At 65.8% G+C, this 17601-nt stretch carries 16 protein-coding genes; 11 read left to right on the forward strand and 5 right to left on the reverse strand.

Translation table 11 applies throughout. The features are described 5' to 3' along the window. The 4 genes from FMM79_RS21520 to FMM79_RS00445 all read left to right on the forward strand — a co-directional run. Positions 1 to 261 (forward strand): hypothetical protein (locus FMM79_RS21520; protein WP_205466402.1); only part of this gene is annotated, 261 nt, incomplete at its 5' end. A gap of 170 nt (positions 262 to 431) precedes the next feature. Beyond that, the gene (locus tag FMM79_RS00435) at positions 432 to 1124 is read left to right on the forward strand and encodes a DUF969 domain-containing protein (RefSeq protein ID WP_148625132.1); all 693 of its coding nucleotides are present in this window, start codon (positions 432 to 434) and stop codon (positions 1122 to 1124) included. Further along, the gene (locus FMM79_RS00440; protein ID WP_148625134.1) at positions 1121 to 2074 is read left to right on the forward strand and encodes a DUF979 domain-containing protein; all 954 of its coding nucleotides are present in this window, start codon (positions 1121 to 1123) and stop codon (positions 2072 to 2074) included. The genes FMM79_RS00435 and FMM79_RS00440 overlap by 4 nt, the downstream gene beginning before the upstream one ends. Then, positions 2071 to 3069 (forward strand): DUF2891 domain-containing protein, encoded by a 999-nt coding sequence (locus FMM79_RS00445; RefSeq protein ID WP_148625136.1) that lies wholly within the window; start codon positions 2071 to 2073, stop codon positions 3067 to 3069. Before FMM79_RS00440 ends, FMM79_RS00445 begins: the two co-directional genes overlap by 4 nt. On the opposite strand, the gene FMM79_RS00450 is transcribed toward FMM79_RS00445, so the two are convergent. The 3 genes from FMM79_RS00450 to FMM79_RS00460 are packed head-to-tail and all read right to left on the reverse strand — an operon-like array spanning position 3070 to position 8951. Continuing rightward, complete coding sequence (locus FMM79_RS00450; RefSeq protein ID WP_148625138.1) at positions 3070 to 4542, reverse strand: efflux transporter outer membrane subunit; 1473 nt, start codon at positions 4540 to 4542, stop codon at positions 3070 to 3072. Further along, the gene (locus tag FMM79_RS00455) at positions 4535 to 7765 is read right to left on the reverse strand and encodes a multidrug efflux RND transporter permease subunit (RefSeq protein WP_148625140.1); all 3231 of its coding nucleotides are present in this window, start codon (positions 7763 to 7765) and stop codon (positions 4535 to 4537) included. Before FMM79_RS00455 ends, FMM79_RS00450 begins: the two co-directional genes overlap by 8 nt. A gap of 4 nt (positions 7766 to 7769) precedes the next feature. After that, the gene (locus FMM79_RS00460) at positions 7770 to 8951 is read right to left on the reverse strand and encodes an efflux RND transporter periplasmic adaptor subunit (RefSeq protein WP_240338879.1); all 1182 of its coding nucleotides are present in this window, start codon (positions 8949 to 8951) and stop codon (positions 7770 to 7772) included. Between the two features lie 173 nt (positions 8952 to 9124). Between FMM79_RS00460 and FMM79_RS00465 the strand changes: the two genes are divergently transcribed. From FMM79_RS00465 to FMM79_RS00495, 7 genes are all read left to right on the forward strand, one after another. After that, positions 9125 to 9727 carry a TetR/AcrR family transcriptional regulator gene (locus FMM79_RS00465; RefSeq protein WP_162528401.1) on the forward strand — a complete coding sequence of 201 codons (603 nt, stop codon included), beginning with the start codon at positions 9125 to 9127 and terminating at the stop codon, positions 9725 to 9727. A 96-nt stretch (positions 9728 to 9823) separates the two neighbouring features. After that, complete coding sequence (locus FMM79_RS00470; protein ID WP_148625145.1) at positions 9824 to 12700, forward strand: monovalent cation/H+ antiporter subunit A; 2877 nt, start codon at positions 9824 to 9826, stop codon at positions 12698 to 12700. A 2-nt stretch (positions 12701 to 12702) separates the two neighbouring features. Further along, positions 12703 to 13119 carry a Na+/H+ antiporter subunit C gene (locus FMM79_RS00475; protein WP_148625153.1) on the forward strand — a complete coding sequence of 139 codons (417 nt, stop codon included), beginning with the start codon at positions 12703 to 12705 and terminating at the stop codon, positions 13117 to 13119. Beyond that, on the forward strand, positions 13116 to 14669 hold the full coding sequence (locus FMM79_RS00480) for a monovalent cation/H+ antiporter subunit D (RefSeq protein ID WP_240338880.1): 1554 nt from the start codon (positions 13116 to 13118) through the stop codon (positions 14667 to 14669). The genes FMM79_RS00475 and FMM79_RS00480 overlap by 4 nt, the downstream gene beginning before the upstream one ends. Then, on the forward strand, positions 14669 to 15157 hold the full coding sequence (locus FMM79_RS00485) for a Na+/H+ antiporter subunit E (protein WP_205466404.1): 489 nt from the start codon (positions 14669 to 14671) through the stop codon (positions 15155 to 15157). Before FMM79_RS00480 ends, FMM79_RS00485 begins: the two co-directional genes overlap by 1 nt. Then, positions 15154 to 15423, forward strand: a complete 270-nt coding sequence (locus FMM79_RS00490) for a K+/H+ antiporter subunit F (protein WP_039389717.1) — start codon at positions 15154 to 15156, stop codon at positions 15421 to 15423. The genes FMM79_RS00485 and FMM79_RS00490 overlap by 4 nt, the downstream gene beginning before the upstream one ends. A gap of 14 nt (positions 15424 to 15437) precedes the next feature. Then, positions 15438 to 15848: a Na+/H+ antiporter subunit G gene (locus FMM79_RS00495; RefSeq protein ID WP_148625149.1), complete on the forward strand. Its 411-nt coding sequence runs from the start codon at positions 15438 to 15440 to the stop codon at positions 15846 to 15848. A gap of 189 nt (positions 15849 to 16037) precedes the next feature. Here FMM79_RS00495 and FMM79_RS00500 read toward each other — a convergent pair whose 3' ends face one another. Both FMM79_RS00500 and FMM79_RS00505 read right to left on the reverse strand, forming a co-directional pair. Beyond that, positions 16038 to 16904, reverse strand: a complete 867-nt coding sequence (locus FMM79_RS00500) for a hypothetical protein (protein ID WP_148625151.1) — start codon at positions 16902 to 16904, stop codon at positions 16038 to 16040. A 429-nt stretch (positions 16905 to 17333) separates the two neighbouring features. Continuing rightward, the coding region (locus FMM79_RS00505; protein WP_148625005.1) for an integrase core domain-containing protein at positions 17334 to 17601 on the reverse strand (268 nt) is incomplete at its 5' end.

Genomic DNA, 17601 nt, shown 5'->3' on the forward strand with positions numbered 1-17601 from the left:
CCGGGGAACAAGCTGTCCGTCTATCGTGGCGACCACCCCAAAGCGCCGTGTTTGGCGGCGTGCTTCGCTGCGGTGAGAGGCCCTCTAAGCGGACCCCGCGATTCGGTCAAACCCTTTTTTCAAAAAACCTTCATGAAATCGGCATTTTTTCCAAACACATGGAATTGCATCATTTTTGTGCGCATTCGCGATCAGGTAGGCAACTATCGACCTCATAAGTGCAATGCATTTGGCGGAGCGGAATTCTGCGGCCCAAAGTGACCTTGCCGGTTGCGAAATGGAGAGCTCCCGGCACGCCTGCAAGAGCGTTGCAGAAGAGTATGCAGCTTGCCGTCAGGTCAGGATTGCCATGCCATGCCCGAGCCGATTAGCCTCCACCCCGGATACAGCGCGAGCGTCGCCATGCCGCTCCCAAGGAGAATTGCGCAGACATGCCCTACTGGCCGCTGATCGGTATCGCGCTTGTTGTCGTGGGCTTTGTGGCCCGGCTCAATCCCCTGATGGTCGTGGCCGTCTCGGCCATCATCACCGGGCTGCTTAGCGGGCTGGAGTTCGTCGCGGTGCTCGAAGCCTTGGGCAAGGCCTTCAACGACAACCGTTATATCTCTGTCACCTGGATCATCCTGCCCGTAATCGGGCTCCTTGAGCGCTACGGACTTCAGGAGCGGGCGCGCACACTCATCGGACAGGTGCGCGGAGCAACGATGGGACGCCTTCTGATCCTTTATCTCGGCTTTCGCCAAATCACCGCCGCACTGGGCATGAAGGACATAGGCGGGCACCCGCAGACGGTGCGCCCGCTCATCGCACCCATGGCCGAGGCCGCAGCCGAGCGAACCCATGGAGCGCTTGGCCTCAAGGAACGTGAGAAGGTGCGCGCGCTGGCCGCTGCGACCGACAACATCGGACTCTTCTTCGGCGAGGATATCTTCTTCGCGATTGCCTCGATCCTCCTGATCCAGGGCGTGTTCGAAGCGCAGGGCTATCCGCTGGCCCCCTTGCAGCTTTCGGTCTGGGCGATCCCGAGCGCGATCTGCGCCTTCCTGCTCCATGGCGCGCGTCTTCTCGCGTACGACCGGCGCCTTGCGCGCCTTCCGGCGGCCGCACCGGAGAGCGCGGCATGATCACGCTCGAATGGCTCTACGTCCTGACCGGGCTTGTCTTCAGCGCTTGGGCACTTCTCAGCCTGAGGGATCGGACGAACGCCAAGCGCCGGGGCAACGCCGCCTTCTGGGGCTTGCTGGCGGCCAGCTTCTTCTTCGGCTCGCACATCCCGGACATGGCGAACGGAGTTCTGGTGCTGGCCCTCGTCGCGCTCGCCGGGACCGGACAACTTGGCCGCAGCCATCCCGCCACCACCAGCGCAGGCGAACGCACGGATCTTGCCGCACGGTTCGGCAACCGGCTCTTCGTGCCCGCGCTCGTCATTCCGCTGACCGCCGTCGCAGGCACGCTGCTCTACACCTATACGCCGCTGGGGGAGAGCAGCTTGTTCGAAGCGCGGCGCGAGACGCTGATCCTCCTGGGAGTCGGCGTCCTTCTGGCGCTGACGCTGGCCATGTTCTGGATGCGCGCACCGCTCCTCGCCCCGCTTGAGGAAGGACGCCGCCTCATGGATTCGATCGGGTGGGCCGCCATCCTGCCGCAGATGCTGGCCGCGCTCGGCGCCGTCTTCGCGCTTGCGGGCGTAGGCGCCATCGTCGGCGATCTGGCGAGCGCCATCCTCCCGCGCGGCAGCCTGTTCCTAGCCGTCCTTGTCTATTGCACCGGCATGCTCCTCTTCACCCTGATCATGGGCAACGCCTTTGCCGCCTTTCCGGTAATGGCCGCGGCCATCGGCATTCCGGTGCTGGTCGAGGACTATGGCGGCAACGTCGCCCTCATCGGCGCGGTGGGCATGCTTGCGGGCTTTTGCGGCACGCTGCTCACCCCCATGGCCGCCAACTTCAACATCGTGCCCGCCGTCCTGCTCGACCTGCGCAGCCAGTATGGCGTCATCCGGGCGCAGGTGGGAACGGCGCTTCCGCTCTTTGCCTGCAATGTCCTTCTCATCTATTTCCTGGCGTTTCCATGAACCAACTCGATCCGGCCCTGGCCGCCCGCTTTGCCAACATCGCCCTGGGCCATGTCGCACGCGAATACCCGCACAAGCTCGACCACGTGATGGAAAGCGATGCCGACGTCCTTCCCCCACGCATACTGCACCCCGTCTTCTTCGGCAGTTTCGACTGGCATAGCTGCGTCCATGGCTGGTGGACGCTCCTGACCTTGCGGCGGATGTTCCCCACGATGTCCGAAAGCGCGGACATCGCCGCGCTGGCCGAAACCACGTTCAGCCCTGAAAAGCTGGCCGTAGAGCTTGCCTATCTCGACCGTCCTTCTGCGCGCGGGTTCGAGCGGCCCTATGGCTGGGGCTGGCTGCTTGCGCTCCACCTTGAAGCAACCCGCCACGAAGATTCGGCCTGGACCCTACACCTCGAACCGCTTGCCCGGCGTCTTGCCGCAGCACTTGGCAGCTATCTGGGCAAACTGACCTACCCGATTACGGTGGGCACCCACTTCAACACCGCCTTCGCGCTCATCCTCGCGCACGAATGGGCCGGAGCGCACGATCCCGCACTGGCCGAAACGATTGAAAAGTGGGCCGTGCGCGTCTTCGCCGCGCGGCGCGACTACTGGGGCTGGGAGCCCGGGGGCGATGAATTCCTCTCCCCCGCCCTGACCGCCGCCGTGTTGATGCGGCGGTGCCTGCCTGCGCGCGATTTTGCCTCCTGGTTCGCGGCCTTCCTGCCAGAGGGGGGCTGGCTCGAATGCGATCTGCACCCGGCCACCGTCTCGGACCGCAGTGACGGCAAGATCGCGCATCTCGACGGGCTCAACCTCAGCCGCGCGTGGTGCCTGCGCGAGATCGCGGCGGGGCTTGGCTCGACCTCCCGCACGGACGTGCTGGAGGACCGGGCGCAGGTGCACCTCAACGCAGGCCTCCCCCATGTCGCGGATGACTACATGGGCGAACACTGGCTGGCGAGCTTCGCGCTCCTGGCGCTGCGCGCCGCCCCGGACGTCTGATCAGTCTTCGTCCAAAGTGCCCGCGACCTCCTCGAGGCCGCCGCCAAGCGCGGTGTAGAGGTTAACTGCGTTCTGCAGTTCAGTCGCGCGCAGCGAAATCAGCGTCTGGCTGGCCGAAAACAGGCTGCGCTCGGCGTCGAGCACTTCGAGGTAGATCGAGATGCCGTTGTCGTAGCGCAGGCGCGCCGTCCGGGCGAGCCGACGCTGCGCGGCAATTGTGCGCTGCTGGATCTCGATCTGCTCGGCGAAACGCTCACGCCCGACAAGGCCATCGGCGACCTCGCGAAAGGCGTTCTGCACCGCCGACTGGTAGGCCGCTTCCAGTTCGGCGGCCTGCGCCTTGCTGAGACGCACCTCGGCCTCGCGCCGTCCCCAATTGAAGATCGGGAGGCTGGCCGTGCCGCCATAGCTCCAGCTCTCGCTCGCGCCATCGAAAAGCGAGCCGAGCGCGTTCGACATGAAGCCCAGCGTGCCGGTCAGCGAGATCGTCGGGAAATAGGCTGCGCGCGCGGCGCCAATGTTCGCGTTCGCGCCCATCAGCGCGTGCTCGGCCTGCAGGATGTCGGGGCGCTGTTCGAGCAGGGTCGAGGGCAGGCCCGCCCTCACCGGCACGACCTGCTCGGACAAGGAGAGCCCGGCGGGCATCGGCCCGGTGATCGGCCCGCCCACCAGCACGTTCAGCAGGTTGCGCGCCTGTTCGGTGGTGCGCTGGATCTCGGCCAGTTCGGTCTCGGCCTGGGTGAGGAGGAGCACGGTCTGGTCGTAGTCGGCGGTCGAGGTGACCCCGGCCTCAAGACGCATGCGCGCGATACGCTCGCCCTCGCGGCGCCCTTCGAGGCTGCGACGGGCCAGCGCGATACGTTCTTCCCCGGCGCGAATGTCGAAGTAGGTCGCCGCGACCTGCGCGATGAGCGAGAGGCGGTACGCGCGCGCACCCTCAACCGAAGCCAGCCAGTTCTCGCGCTGCTGGCGCGTTAGGTTGCGCACCCGGCCCCACAGGTCGAGCTCGAAGGAGCTGACCCCCAGGTTCGCGCCGAACTGGGTGAAACGGATGGAGTCGGGCATGGGAGCACCGCCCCCACCACTGCCCTCGCCCGGGATCGCCGAGCCGACCGCGCCAAGCCCCGCGACGGGAGTCTGGCTGCGTGTGCCAGTGCCTGTCGCGTCGAGCGCGGGAAGGCGCCCGGCGGCCTGGATGCGGAACTGCGCGCGGGCCTGGTCGACCCGGGCATAGGACTGGGTCAGGTCGCGGTTGTTGGCAAGCGACGCGGCAATCAACGACTGGAGGCGCGGATCGCGGAAGAACTGGCGCCAGCCGAGATCGGTCGCCAGCGGTGCGCCAGCTTGCAACGCGGCGTCCACCTGCCCGTCCCGGTAGACCGGCGAAATGGCAGCCTCGGGCCGCTCGTAATCGGGAGCAAGGCTGCAGGCGGTGGTCAGTCCTGCCAAGAGCAGTGCCGCGCACTTACGCATGGGGAGGCTCCCTTTCCGGGCCGGGGCCGCTTTCGTGTCCGCCATCACGGTTCTGTGCAAGCCAGCGCGCGTCCTCAGCTTGCGGGTCGCGCCGCTTGCTGAGGTAGGTGCGGGTCAGATAGTAGAATACCGGCGTGAAGAAGATGCCCAGCGCAGTGGCCGCGATCATCCCACCCATGACGCCCGTGCCGACCGCCTGACGGCTTGCCGCCCCTGCGCCCGAGGCCATCGCGAGCGGCACCATGCCCAGGATAAAGGCCAGGCTGGTCATCAGGATCGGACGCAGGCGCTGGCGCGAGGCCTCCAGTGTCGCCTCGTGCGGCGATCTGCCCGCATCCTCGTCCTCGATGGCGAACTCGACGATCAGGATCGCGTTCTTGGCGGCAAGCCCGATGATGGTGATGAGACCGATGTTGAAGTAAACGTCCGCCGAAAGCGAACGCAGCAGCGTGAAAACCACCGCGCCCATGATCCCGAAGGGCACCACCAGCAGCACCGCGATGGGAATGCCCCAGCTGTTGTAAAGCGCGGCCAGCAGCAGGAACACGACGATAACGCTCAGGCCTAGGAGCAGGCCGATCTGCCCGCCCGCCTGGCGCTCCTCATAGGCCGTCCCGGTCCATTCGTAGCTCATCGCGCCTGTGAGGTTGCGCGCGGCGATCTCCTCCATGATGTCGAGCGCCTCGCCCGAGGAGTGCCCGGATGCGGCGTTGCCCGATATGGTGAGCGAGGGATAACCGTTGTAGCGCTCGACCTGGATCGGCCCGGAACGCCACGAGCTCTTTGCAAAGGCGCTGAAGGGCACCATCTGGCCGTTCTCCCCGCGCACGCGCAGGTTCATCACGTCATCGGGAGTCATGCGCGCGGGCGCATCGGCCTGAACGTAGACGCGCAGCGTATTGCCATCACGCGTGAAGTCGTTGGCGTAGGACGAGCCGAAGCTGATCGCCAGCATCTGGTTCACCGACTGGATCGAAAGCCCGAGTGCGCGCGCCTTGACCCGGTCGATGTCGACATAGAGTTCTGGCGCATTGCCCGGCCCGTCGGGGCGCACCTGCATGAGCGCAGGGTTCTGCATCGCCTCGCCCAGGATCGCATCGCGCGCCGCGACGAGCCCTTCCCGGTCGTTACCCGAACGGTCCTCGACCTTGAGCGAGAAGCCGGTGGCATTGCCCAGTTCCTGAATCGCGGGCGGGTTCAAGGCAAAGACGGTCGCATCGGTCAGCCCGCCCGCAAAGCGCTGGAACGTGCCGATGATCGCGTTGATGCTGTCCTCTTCGCCGGTACGCTCCTCCCAGGGGTGGAGATCGACGAAGGCAAGCCCGGCGCTCTGGCTCTGGCCGAAGAAGTTGAAACCCACCACCGAGATGATCGAGCGGACCTGGGGCTGGGCGGTGAGGTTCGCCTCGACCTGCTTCACCACCGCCTCGGTGCGCTGCATCGTCGCGCCCACCGGCGCATCGACATTGACCATGAAGTAGCCCTGGTCCTCTTCGGGCAGGAAGCCGCCGGGAAGGCGGGTGAAGAGAACACCCGTCAGCACCGCCATGACCGCGAAGACGGCCATCCAGCGCAAGGGCCCCGAAAGCATGGTGCCGATGGTGCGCGTGAAGCGGTCGGTCGCGGCCCCGAAGCGCTCGTTGAAACTGCGGAAGAAGCGCCGGGGCCAACCGCGTACGCCGGGCGGCACGGGGGCCTCCTCGTCCTCACCCTCATGGCCATGCTCCTCACGCAGGAGCGTCGCGCACAGCGCCGGGGTGAAGGTGAGCGCCAGCACGGCGGAGAACAGGATCGAGATCGCGAGCGTCACCGAGAACTGGCGGTAAATGCCGCCTGTCGAGCCCGGGAAGAAGGCCATCGGCACGAACACGGCAACAAGCACCAGCGTGATGCCGATGATCGCGCCGCGAATCTGGCCCATCGCCTTGATCGTGGCGAGCCGGGGCGGCAGCTTCTCCTCGCTCATGATGCGCTCGACGTTCTCGACCACGACGATGGCATCGTCGACGAGGATGCCGATCGCCACCACCATGGCAAAAAGCGAGAGCGTGTTGATCGAGAAATCGAAGAGGTAGAGGCCAAGACACGCGCCCAGAAGCGCGATGGGCACCACCACGGCCGGGATCAGCGTCGCGCGCCAGTTCTGCAGGAACAGGAACATGACCGCGAAGACCAGCACCATCGCCTCGAGAAGGGTATGGATCACGCTGTCGACAGAGGCGTTGATGAAGGGGGTGGAATCGAAAGCCACGTCCCAGGTGAGGCTGTCGGGAAAATTGGCCTCCAGTTGGGCGAGGCGCTCGCGCACGGCCTTGGCGGTCTCCACCGCGTTGGCGCCGGTCGCCAACTGAATCGCCATGCCGGCGATTTCCTTGCCGTTGTAGCGCGCCTTGAAGCCATAGGTCTCCGCGCCCAGTTCGACCCGCGCGACATCGGAGAGCCGCACGGTCGAGCCGTCCTGGTTCGACTTGACGATGATCTGCTCAAACTGTTCGGGATCGGAAAAGCGGTTCTGGGTAATGATCTTGGCCGAAAACTCGGTCTCGCGCGTGACCGGCTGTTCGCCAAGGCCGCCGCCTGCGGTCTGGCTGTTCTGCTCCTGAACGGCGGCCAGCACCTCGGAGGCCGAGAGATTGTAGCCGGCAAGGCGCGTCGGATCGATCCAGATGCGCATCGCGTACTGCGAGCCGAAGAGCATGACATCGCCCACCCCCTCTACCCGGCGCAGTTCGTTGAGGACATTGTTGTTGGTGTAGTTGCCGACCTCGAGCGCGCTCATCGACGCATCGGACGAGGACATCGCAACAACCATCAGGAAGCCCGAGGCGCGGTCGGTGATCTGGATGCCCATCTGGCGCACCTGTTCAGGCAGGCGCGGCTCGGCGCGGTTGAGCCGGTCCATTACCTCGACGCGCGCGACGTCGAGATCGGTGCCCGATTCGAACGTCAACGTGATCTCGCCCGAGCCGTTCGAACGGCTCGTCGAAGCCATGTAGAGGTAGTTGTCGACCCCGTTCAGCTCGCGCTCGATCACCGAGGTTACGTTCTTGTCGAGCGTCTCGGCATCGGCGCCGGTATAGGAATAGCTGAGGTTGAGCGAGGGCGGCGCGACGGAAGGGTACTGCTCGATGGCAAGGTTGAGGAGCGCGATGATCCCGCCCAGCGCGATGAATGCGGCGATGACCCAGCCGAAGACCGGCCGGTAGACGAAGAACCGATCCATCGCCTCAGGCACCCCCGGCCTTGGCCGTACCCTTTGCCGGTGTCTTGGCCCCGCTCTTGCTGGCGCCTCCGGCCTCTGTCGCCTTCTGGCCCGGACGCAGCTTGGCCCAGCCTTCGACGATCACGCGCTCACCGGGCTTCAAGCCATCGCTGACGATCCAGTTCTTGCCCAGCAGGGTGCCCAGACGCACCTTGCGCACCTTGACCGAACCGTCGTCGGCCATCACCGAAACCTGCGGCTGCGAGCCTTGGAACTGGACCGCGCGCGCAGGCACCGTCATCCCGTCCTTGCGCACACCCAACCGGATGCGCCCGCGTACGAACTGGCCCGGCGCCAACAGGCGTTCGGGGTTGGCAAAGCGGGCGCGCAGAGTCTGGCTGCCTGTCTCGGGCGAAACCACGGGGCTCGCAAAGTCAAGGTGTCCGACGGGGCCATATTCCTCGCCGTTCTCGAGGATCAGCGAAACTTCGATGGTCTCCAGATCCGGCACGGCCAGCTCGCCGCTGCGCACCTGCGCGAAGGTGTCGAGCACCGAGGCGCTGGAGACGCTGAACTCGGCGTAGACCGGGCTGACCTGGTCGACCCGGGTCAGGAGCGTCCCTTCCGCCCCGCTCACCAACGCACCCTCGGTCACCTCGGCGCTGCTGGCGCGGCCCGCGATGGGCGCGCGCACGGTGGTGTAGCTGAGCTGGAGCTTGGCGCGGTCGAGCGCGGCCCGCGCCTCGCTGACCTGCGCGTTGGCCTGGCGCAGATCCGACTGCGCGGCGTCGAATTCCTGCGCGCTCACCGCGCGTTCGGCGATGAGCGGTTTATAGCGCGTGACGATCGAGGCCGCGTTTTGCTGCGCGGCAATAGCGCGCTGGAGGGCCGCCTCGGCCGATTGAACCTGCGCGCGGTAATCACGCGGATCAATCTCGAACAGCGGGGTGCCCGCTGCCACGCTCGCGCCTTCCTCGTAGAAGCGGCGCAGCACGATACCATCGCTGCGCGCGCGCACCTCGGCCGAGCGGACCGCCTCAATACGGCCGGGCAGCTCGATCACATTGGGCACTTCCTGGCGGGAGACCTTGATCGTCCTGACGGGAACCGCGGGCGGCGCGCTCGGGGTCGGCTCCCCGCCGCATGCAGCCAGCAGGGCAAATCCAGCCAGCGCGCCAACGCGCCATGGGCGAAGAGATCGAAGCACGGTGTCACCGTTCCAAAGGAGGATCATTGGGGAGGGGGCTTATCGCACGCGCTATAAGTGGACAAGCCCTGTCCGTTTATTCATGGCCTTTGGCGCCGACACGCGGTATCAGCGCACCACGGACATGCAGAGGCGACACGCGGCAGGCGAAGCAGACGACAAGGAGATCCCCCATGCGTGCAGATGCGCTCGAACATCGGCGACGCCTGATCGAGGCCGCCGCGCACGTATTCGCGAGCCACGGTCCAGATACGCCGCTCCAAGCGGTGATCGAGGAGGCCGGATGCGGACGCGGCACGCTCTACCGCCACTTCGCAGACCGCGAGGAATTGATCATGGCTGTCGTCGAAGGCGAAATCGAGGACGCCTTGCAGACAATCGAGACGCGCGCGGGCGATCCTGCACTTCTGGTTGATGTCCTCACCTGCCAGAGCCGGGCGGCCTCGATCCACTTCCCGCTGCTGTGCACCATCGACGAGGGCCGCATCCAGGCCTTCGCCGAGCGGCTACGTCCGCGCTATGAGCGCATGCTCGACCTCCTCCTCGAAACCGCGCGCGGCTGCGGGCAGGTCGATGAAGGCTTCACCCCGGACATGCTCTACATGGCAATCGAGATGCTGGCCGCGGCGCGCGGCTCCAAGGCGATGCCCGAGGACAAGGCCTTTGCGCTGGCCCTGCGCATCGTCCTCGACGGAGTGCGCCAGAACCCCGAGGGCGCGCCCAAGAGTTTGTCCAGCTTCCTGAAACCCGGCGAATGTCGGGAAGTTGACGCTTAGGGCTTGCGTCCGGCGCCCTGAGCGGGGAAACGGGCTCTCCATCGCTGAACACCTACGCAATTGCTGCCGTTCCGGTCGGCAACAAGGGGGGAACTCTTGCACCTGGTCCTGATTGCCGTCCTGCCGTTCATCGGTTGCCTGCTGCTGGCCGCCAGCGGCCGCCTGAGCCGCAACGCACAGACCTTGGTGGCGCTGACCCCGGTTCTCGCCGGGCTCTGGCTGCTAGGCGGCACCGCCCCCGAGATCCTGTCCGGTTCGGTCCAGGCATTCCGGGCCGAATGGGTGCCCGCGCTCGACCTTGCATTCTCGCTGCGCCTCGATGGGCTGGCGTTCTTGTTCACCGGGCTGATCCTGGGTATCGGCCTCCTCATCGTCATCTACGCCCGCTTCTACTTGCCGGGCGACGAGGCACTAGGGCGCTTCCTCGCGCTGCTGCTGCTGTTCCAGGGCGCAATGGTGGGCATCTCGCTCTCGGGCAACATACTGCTGCTGCTGGTCTTTTGGGAGATGACGAGCCTTTCCTCCTTCCTTCTCATCGGCTTTCGTAGCGGCAAGGCCGAGGGGCGCCAGGGCGCGCGCATGGCACTCGCCGTCACCGGCGGGGGCGGACTTGCTCTCATCGCCGGGCTGCTGCTGCTGGGCCACATCGCAGGAACGTACGAACTCGGCGCTCTCCTGGCCCGGGGTGAGACAATCCAGGCCTCGCCGCTCTACCCGGCCGCGCTCGTCCTTATCCTCTTGGGCTGTTTCACCAAGTCCGCGCAGTTCCCCTTCCACTTCTGGCTGCCCCACGCCATGGCCGCGCCCACACCCGTCAGCGCCTACCTCCATTCCGCGACGATGGTGAAGGCAGGCGTCTTCCTGATGGCGCGCCTCTGGCCGGTTCTGGCAGGCACCGAAGCCTGGTTCTACCTCGTCGCGACCACCGGCCTCGTCACCATGCTGCTGGCCGCCGTCATCGGCTTCTTCAAGCAGGATCTGAAGGGCATCCTGGCCTATTCGACCGTCAGCCATCTGGGTCTGATGACCATGCTCCTGGGCTTCGGCACGCCGGGGGCGGCGATGGCCGCGCTGTTCCACCTCCTCAACCACGCGCTGTTCAAGGCCGCGCTGTTCATGAACGCAGGCATTGTCGACCACGAGGCGGGCACCCGCGACATCCGCAAGCTGGGCGGCCTGGCCACCCTCATGCCGATCACCGCGACACTGGGCATCGTGGCGGCTGCCTCGATGGCGGGCCTGCCCCCGCTCGGCGGCTTCCTCTCCAAGGAAATGATGCTGGAAGAGGCCGTGCACACCGTCTGGTCGGGCCAGGACTGGCTGCTGCCCATGCTCGCCGTCCTCGCGGCCGCGTTCTCGGTGGCCTATTCGCTGCGCTACATCTTCCACCTTTACCTCGGCCCCAAGCGCGAAAGCTATCCAGCCAAGCCCCACGATCCGCCTCTGGGTCTGTGGGCTCCGTCCGCGCTGCTGGTCGCCCTCACCGTCCTCGTCGGCCTTGCCCCTAATACCTTCACCCACGCGCTGATGGTCCCGGCCATCGACGCGGTGACAGGCGGGCGGGCGCCTACCTTCCACCCCGCGCTCTGGCACGGGCTGACCCCGGCGCTGGGCATGAGCGTCGTCGCGGTCGCCGCGGGCGCCTTCCTACTGTGGCGTCACACCGGCCTCCAGCGGGGCTGGGACGTCGCCAACCTGCCCGACGGCAAGGCCCTGTTCGAAAGCCTCATCGAACATCTGGTCGATGCCGCCCGCGTGGTGTCCGATGCCATCCACAACGGTTCACTCCAGCGCCAGCTCGCGGTCCTCTTCGCGCTGGCCATTGCGCTCGGCGCCTACGGCATGATCCAGGGTGGGTACACGCCCGGCACGCACGAGACCTTGCCCGCCCACCCTGTCGCCATCGTCGCCTGGCTCCTGCTGCTGTCAGGCATCGCTGCGGTGCTGGTCGCCCAGCAGCAGCGCTTTCTGACGCTGGTCTTCATCTCGGTAATCGGCCTCGTCGTCAGCCTTGCCTTCGTCTACCTCTCCGCGCCCGACCTCGCGCTGACGCAGATCTCGGTCGAGACGGTGACGATCCTGCTCATGCTGCTCGCGCTCAACCTCCTGCCCAAGAAGCCTTCGCGCCTCTCCAGCATGCCGCTTCGCCTGCGCGACGCGCTCATCGGCCTTGCCGGTGGCGGCGCGGTCGGCTTCGCGGCCTGGGCGGTGATGACGCGCGAGCCCAACGACCCGATCTCGACCTACCACTGGGAGAACAGTGTATCGGGCGGCGGCGGCCACAACGTCGTCAACGTGACGCTGGTCGACTTCCGCGGTTTCGACACATTCGGCGAGATCACCGTCCTGGGCATTGCCGCGCTCACCATCTTCGCGATGCTCCAGCCGGCCGCGCGCGGTGCCGCCGGTCAGCGCCTGCGCGCCTGGATCGCCGAGCTGCCCCGCTCGCCCGAACGCCACCCGATGATGTTCGCGGTGGCCGCACGCGTGCTGCTGCCCCTCGCCACCATTGTCGCCATCTACATCTTCCTGCGCGGCCACAACGCGCCAGGCGGCGGCTTCATCGCCGGTCTGGTCGCCTCGATCGCGATGCTGGTGCAGTACATGGCCTCGGGCTTTGAATGGACCGATGCGCGCCGCCGCATCGACGAACACCTGCTGATCGGCCTTGGCGTGACCATCGCCGCGCTGACGGGGCTGGGTTCGCTGGTCTTCGGCGCCCCGCTCTTCACCAGCGCCTTCGGCCATTTCCACCTGCCGCTGCTGGGCGATTTCGAGCTCGCCTCGGCCATGGCGTTCGACGTGGGCGTGGGCATGACCGTCATCGGCGCGGTGATGCTGGCGCTGGCCGAACTGAGCCACATCGCCGTGCGGGCCAACAAGGAAGAGACCGGAACCAAGGCCGTCGACGCCGGCCCGATGGACATCGACCCCGCCAGACTGCGCGAAACGAAGGGGGAGACACCCGCATGAGCATGGAATTCCTCATCGCCTCCGCCATCGGCGCGCTGACCTGGGCGGGCATCTACCTCTCGCTGCGAGGACGTACCTTTCCCGTGGTTCTGGGCGTGACCATGCTCTCCTACGCGATCAATCTCTTCCTCTTTGCCATTGGCCGCCTGAAAGTCGGCGCTCCGCCAATCTTCAGCGAAGAGGCCGCGACCTACACCGATCCGCTGCCCCAGGCGCTGGTGCTGACCGCCATCGTCATCTCCTTCGGAATGAGCGCGCTGGTTGTCGTACTCTCGCTGCGCACCTTCCTCGAGACCGGCACCGACCAGGTCGACGGCGAGCCCGACCCCGCCATCGACCCGCTCGATGGCGACCGTGACGAATGGATAAAGCGCCGTAACGCACACCGCATCGACATGCTGGGGGAAACCCGCCCGTGAGCCTTTCGATTTCCGACAACCTGGCGGCCTCGCTGATTGCCGCGCCCATCATGCTGCCCTCGCTGGCGGGCACGATGGCGCTGATCTTCCGCCGTCGCCGCCGCATGGTTGCGGCCGGGATATCCATCGGCTCGACCGTATTGCAGGTGCTGATCGCGGTTGCGCTGCTGATGCGCGCCTCGCAGTCCAATCCGACGCCCTACGCCATGGGCGACTGGCCCGCGCCGTTCGGCATCGTCCTCGTACTCGACCAGCTCGCGGCCTGGATGCTGCTTCTGACCTCGGTCGTCGGCTTTGCCGTCGCAGCCCACGCCGCGCTCACCAAGCTTGACCGCAAAGGATGGAATTTCCACCCGATCTTCCAGTTCCAGCTGCTCGGCATCAACGGCGCTTTCCTGACCGGCGACCTGTTCAACCTGTTCGTCTTCTTCGAGGTCCTGCTGATCGCCTCCTATGGCCTGATCCTGCATGGACAGGGCGCACGGCGCCTCACCTCGGGCGTGCAGTACGTCGTCGTCAACCTCACCGGCTCGACCCTGTTTCTGGTGGGCCTTGGCATCCTCTACGGGGTGACCGGCACGCTCAACATGGCCGACATGGCCGCACGCGGAGCGCAACTGGCGCAAGGCGACCGCGGCCTGTTCCTGGCCGGCGGGCTCGTCCTCATCGCCGTCTTCGCGCTCAAGGCCGCACTGCTGCCACTCCACCTTTGGCTGCCGCGCGCCTATTCCTCGACCGCGCCCGCTGTCGCCGCGCTTTTCGCGATCATGACCAAGGTCGGCGCCTACTCGATCATCCGCACCACCCCGCTGATCTTCGGCGACGTGGCCGAGCCGATCCTGCTTCCCGCCGCGCTCGGCACCATTATCCTGGGTTTTGCCGGGATGCTCGCGGCACGTGGCCTTCGCGACCTCGCCGCCTTCGGCCTCATCGGCTCGACGGGCACCCTGCTCGTCGCCATCGCCCTGTTCGATGGCGATGGCCTTGCCGCCGCCCTCTACTACCTGCCCCACACCACCATCGCGGCCGCCTTCCTGTTCTTGACGGTCGACCTCATCGTGCGCTGGCGCGGTGTGGAGGGCGATGCCATCGTGCCCACCCCGCGCTTTGCCGGAGCTTCGCTCCTGGCCTTCCTGTTCTTGGCAAGCGGCGTGGCGCTTGCCGGGCTTCCCCCGCTTTCGGGCTTCTTTGGCAAGCTGTTGATCCTTGATGCCGCCCTCGCCCGCCCCTACGCGGCCTGGATCTGGGGGGTAATTCTCGTCACCAGCCTTATCGCCGTCATCGCGCTCGCCCGGGCGGGCAGCACCGTGTTCTGGAAGCACGATGATACGCCCGAACTGCCCGAAGACCGCGATCCACCGCGCCTCGTCCAGGCATTGCCCTGCCTGTTCCTGCTCGCCCTGCTGATCGGCCTCACCGTCTTTGCCGGCCCGGCCACGCGCTACACGCAAAGAACCGCCGCGCAGGTTCTCGACAAGCCACTCTACCTGCGCTCGGTCCTGGGGACCGCCTCCCCCCCGAGCCTGACCGCGCAAGGAGACGCTCCGTGATGCACCGCCTCCTCCCGCACCCCGGCCTAAGCGGCATGCTGCTGGTCATGTGGATGATCGTGTTCAACTCCCTGAACCTGGGAGTCGCAGTTCTGGGTCTCGTCTTCGCGGTCCTTGTTCCCCTGTTCAGCGCGCCCTTCTGGCCCGAACGCGCAAGGCTGCGCATGGGCTTGCCACTCGTGCGCTATGTGTTTCTGGTGCTTTACGACATCGTCGTCGCCAACTTCCAGGTCGCGCGCCTGATCCTGTTCAAACGCAACAAGGACCTGCGCCCGGCCTGGCTCTCGATCCCGCTTGAACTGCAATCGGCCGAAGCCATCACGGTGCTGGCCGGCACGATCAGCCTGACGCCCGGCACCGTCTCGGTCGACATCTCGACCGACGCGCGCCACCTTCTCGTCCATGCGCTGCACACCGACGATCCTGACGGTGAAATCGCCCAGATCAAGCAGCGCTACGAACGCCGCCTTATGGAGATCTTCGCGTGATCGACATAGCTCTCAAGATCGCACTTGCCTGCGTGGCGCTGGCCATGCTGCTCAACCTGTGGAGCCTGCTCAAGGGACCGACCGCGCCCGACCGCATCCTCGCGCTCGACACCATGGTCATCAATGCGATCGCCTTCATCATGCTGTTCGGCATCTTTGCCGACACCACCGTCTTCTTCGAGGCCGCGCTGCTCATGGCCATGGTAGGCTTCGTCAGCACGGTGGCCTACACTAAATTCCTCCTTCGCGGGGACATCGTGGAATGACAGGCGGCGATACCATGACCACCCTTCTCGACGCGCTCGTTGCCTTCCTCATTGTGCTGGGGGGCGCCTTCGCGCTCATCGGCAGCTGGGGCCTCGCGCGCCTGCCCTCGCTGATGACCCGCCTGCACGGCCCCACCAAGGCCACGACACTGGGCGTCGGCGGTATCCTCCTCGCCTCGATGGCCTGGTTTCCGCTGCACAGCCAGGAATGGTCGAGCCACGAACTGCTGATCACCCTGTTCCTGTTCCTGAGCGCTCCCATCTCGGCGAACATGATCGCCAAGTCCTACATCCACCGCCGCTTCCGCCGCTACAGCGCGCCCGAGGACGTGGAGACCGAACTTCCCGCGCCGCCGGGAGAGGGGACCGACTGGGCCACCTTCGGCAGCTCCAAGTTCGACGATACGAGGACGGGACGTTCCTAAGCCATCGAGCCGTGGCAAGGGCCGAACACGGACAACAGGGAAAGAAATGGATCCGAGGTCCATCGCCCTCGGGCTCCCCGATCAGTCGAGATCACCTCTCATGCGCTACCGTAGCGGAGAAACGTGAGGTCGGCCATTCCGGGGGCAAGAGGCGATGGCCCCTTGAAAAGGGCTTTTTATCTATCGCCCTCACCCGGCCAAGCGGACCGGGTGCATGATATCCTGAGCAAAACGCTGCGCCTCGGCGTAGAGAGCTGCGTCCGGGGCATAATACTCGGCGATGAAATGCTCCACGGCCGGATCGAGACGGACCGTATCGTAGCGACTGGCCGCATTGGCAAAAGCCGCGCTGTTCATCCACAAGGGATAGATCGCTTTCTTGAGCGTCTGGGGCAGGAGGGTGCGGCCGATGAAGCGCACGGCCGGCTGCAACGAGCTTGCCCAGGCCTTGGGTTCGCGGCGGGCATGGTCATGGGCCACGTCAAGCTCCAACCCGGTCTCGCGTTTGATCCAGGCGGCGAGCGCATCCGTACGCTCAAGCGGGAACAGCGCCGAAACGATCCTTTCACCTGCAATTTCAGCGTAATCGACCTGTCGGGAGAAATGGATGTAGGGCATGTCGCAAAAGGGCCCCCGTCCCTCAAGCCAGTTGCAGATCCGACGCGCTTCCCGCGCAACGAGAGGATCATCCACCCGCAACGCGGCCGCCCCGCCATATTCCCGGATCCGCTGCATCAAGGCCGAGAGGAACCGGTCGCGAGGAGGACGCACCATGATGAAGCTCTTGGCCGCTTGCAGACGTTCGAAGGTACAAGGAAAAGCCAGTTTCAGAAATGGCAGCGGCACATGTTCGGGCTGGACCTCCGTGTCGATCCCGGGCCGCCCTGTCACCGGCTCTTCCATCAGACCCTCAGCCGTTGGCTCGTCGACCCCCAGGTCCCTGGCCATCGCGGCATAGGAAAGCCGGCCGCAGCCGCTGAGCGCACGGCGAATGCTCTGGCCCGCGTTCTTGGGCACATGGATAAAGGCCAGGTCGGCCTCTTCAACATACAGCATGGTTCTTCATCCCCCTCGCAGGCACCGGAAAAAACGCCCTTTGTCTCAAAGGGTTGATGACCCAGACACACTGTCCGCGCGTGCCCGGCCTTCCACCCGGGAAACCGAAACGTGACGATCGCAGCAGCGCCCGTGCAAGCGCGCCCCGCCCCCGCAGACACGATACCCTCCACGGGAGACAGCTATCCTGCCGTCCTGGTCTTGAGCAGTCTCGCACCATGCTATGAAGGCATAGGGACGAGGTAAAACCGAAGTAGCTCCAGGACGGATGCATCCCACATAGGCAGAAGTGGCTCGGTTTGTCTGAACAGCCTTTGACGTTTGATAAGTGGATCGTCTGCGGTTTGGTTGTTCAAGCTGGCGCCTGCGGGGCGTCATGGAGGTCGGGCGTAGCCCGGCCGGAGTGACGCCCCGCAAGTCGCGGCCAATTCACGCTGCCACGGCCTGTGGCAGATTGTCAAAGTAGGTTTGATCGGGCGTACGTCCGCCGGGGCTCGAGTGAGGTCTCCGGGCGTTGTAGAAGCCCAGGTATCGGCCGATCGAACTGCGCGCTTCGCTGACGCATGCGTAGGCGTGCAGGTAGACTTCCTCGTACTTCACCGAGCGCCACAGCCGCTCGACCACGACATTGTCGCGCCAGGCGCCGCGGCCGTCCATGCTGATGGCGATACCCTCGCGCCGCAGCACGCCGGTGAAG

Source organism: Novosphingobium sp. BW1, assembly GCF_008107685.1.
Taxonomy (GTDB): Bacteria; Pseudomonadota; Alphaproteobacteria; order Sphingomonadales; family Sphingomonadaceae; genus Novosphingobium.

Excerpts from the sequence above, each read along its gene's own strand:
- FMM79_RS00445 (WP_148625136.1), top strand. The coding sequence starts at position 2,071 with ATGAACCAACTCGATCCGGCCCTGGCCGCCCGCTTTGCCAACATCGCC.
- FMM79_RS00435 (WP_148625132.1), top strand. The coding sequence starts at position 432 with ATGCCCTACTGGCCGCTGATCGGTATCGCGCTTGTTGTCGTGGGCTTT.
- FMM79_RS00500 (WP_148625151.1), bottom strand. The coding sequence starts at position 16,904 with ATGCTGTATGTTGAAGAGGCCGACCTGGCCTTTATCCATGTGCCCAAG.
- FMM79_RS00440 (WP_148625134.1), top strand. The coding sequence starts at position 1,121 with ATGATCACGCTCGAATGGCTCTACGTCCTGACCGGGCTTGTCTTCAGC.
- FMM79_RS00485 (WP_205466404.1), top strand. The coding sequence starts at position 14,669 with ATGCACCGCCTCCTCCCGCACCCCGGCCTAAGCGGCATGCTGCTGGTC.
- FMM79_RS00450 (WP_148625138.1), bottom strand. The coding sequence starts at position 4,542 with ATGCGTAAGTGCGCGGCACTGCTCTTGGCAGGACTGACCACCGCCTGC.
- FMM79_RS00465 (WP_162528401.1), top strand. The coding sequence starts at position 9,125 with ATGCGTGCAGATGCGCTCGAACATCGGCGACGCCTGATCGAGGCCGCC.
- FMM79_RS00495 (WP_148625149.1), top strand. The coding sequence starts at position 15,438 with ATGACCACCCTTCTCGACGCGCTCGTTGCCTTCCTCATTGTGCTGGGG.
- FMM79_RS00475 (WP_148625153.1), top strand. The coding sequence starts at position 12,703 with ATGGAATTCCTCATCGCCTCCGCCATCGGCGCGCTGACCTGGGCGGGC.
- FMM79_RS00455 (WP_148625140.1), bottom strand. The coding sequence starts at position 7,765 with ATGGATCGGTTCTTCGTCTACCGGCCGGTCTTCGGCTGGGTCATCGCC.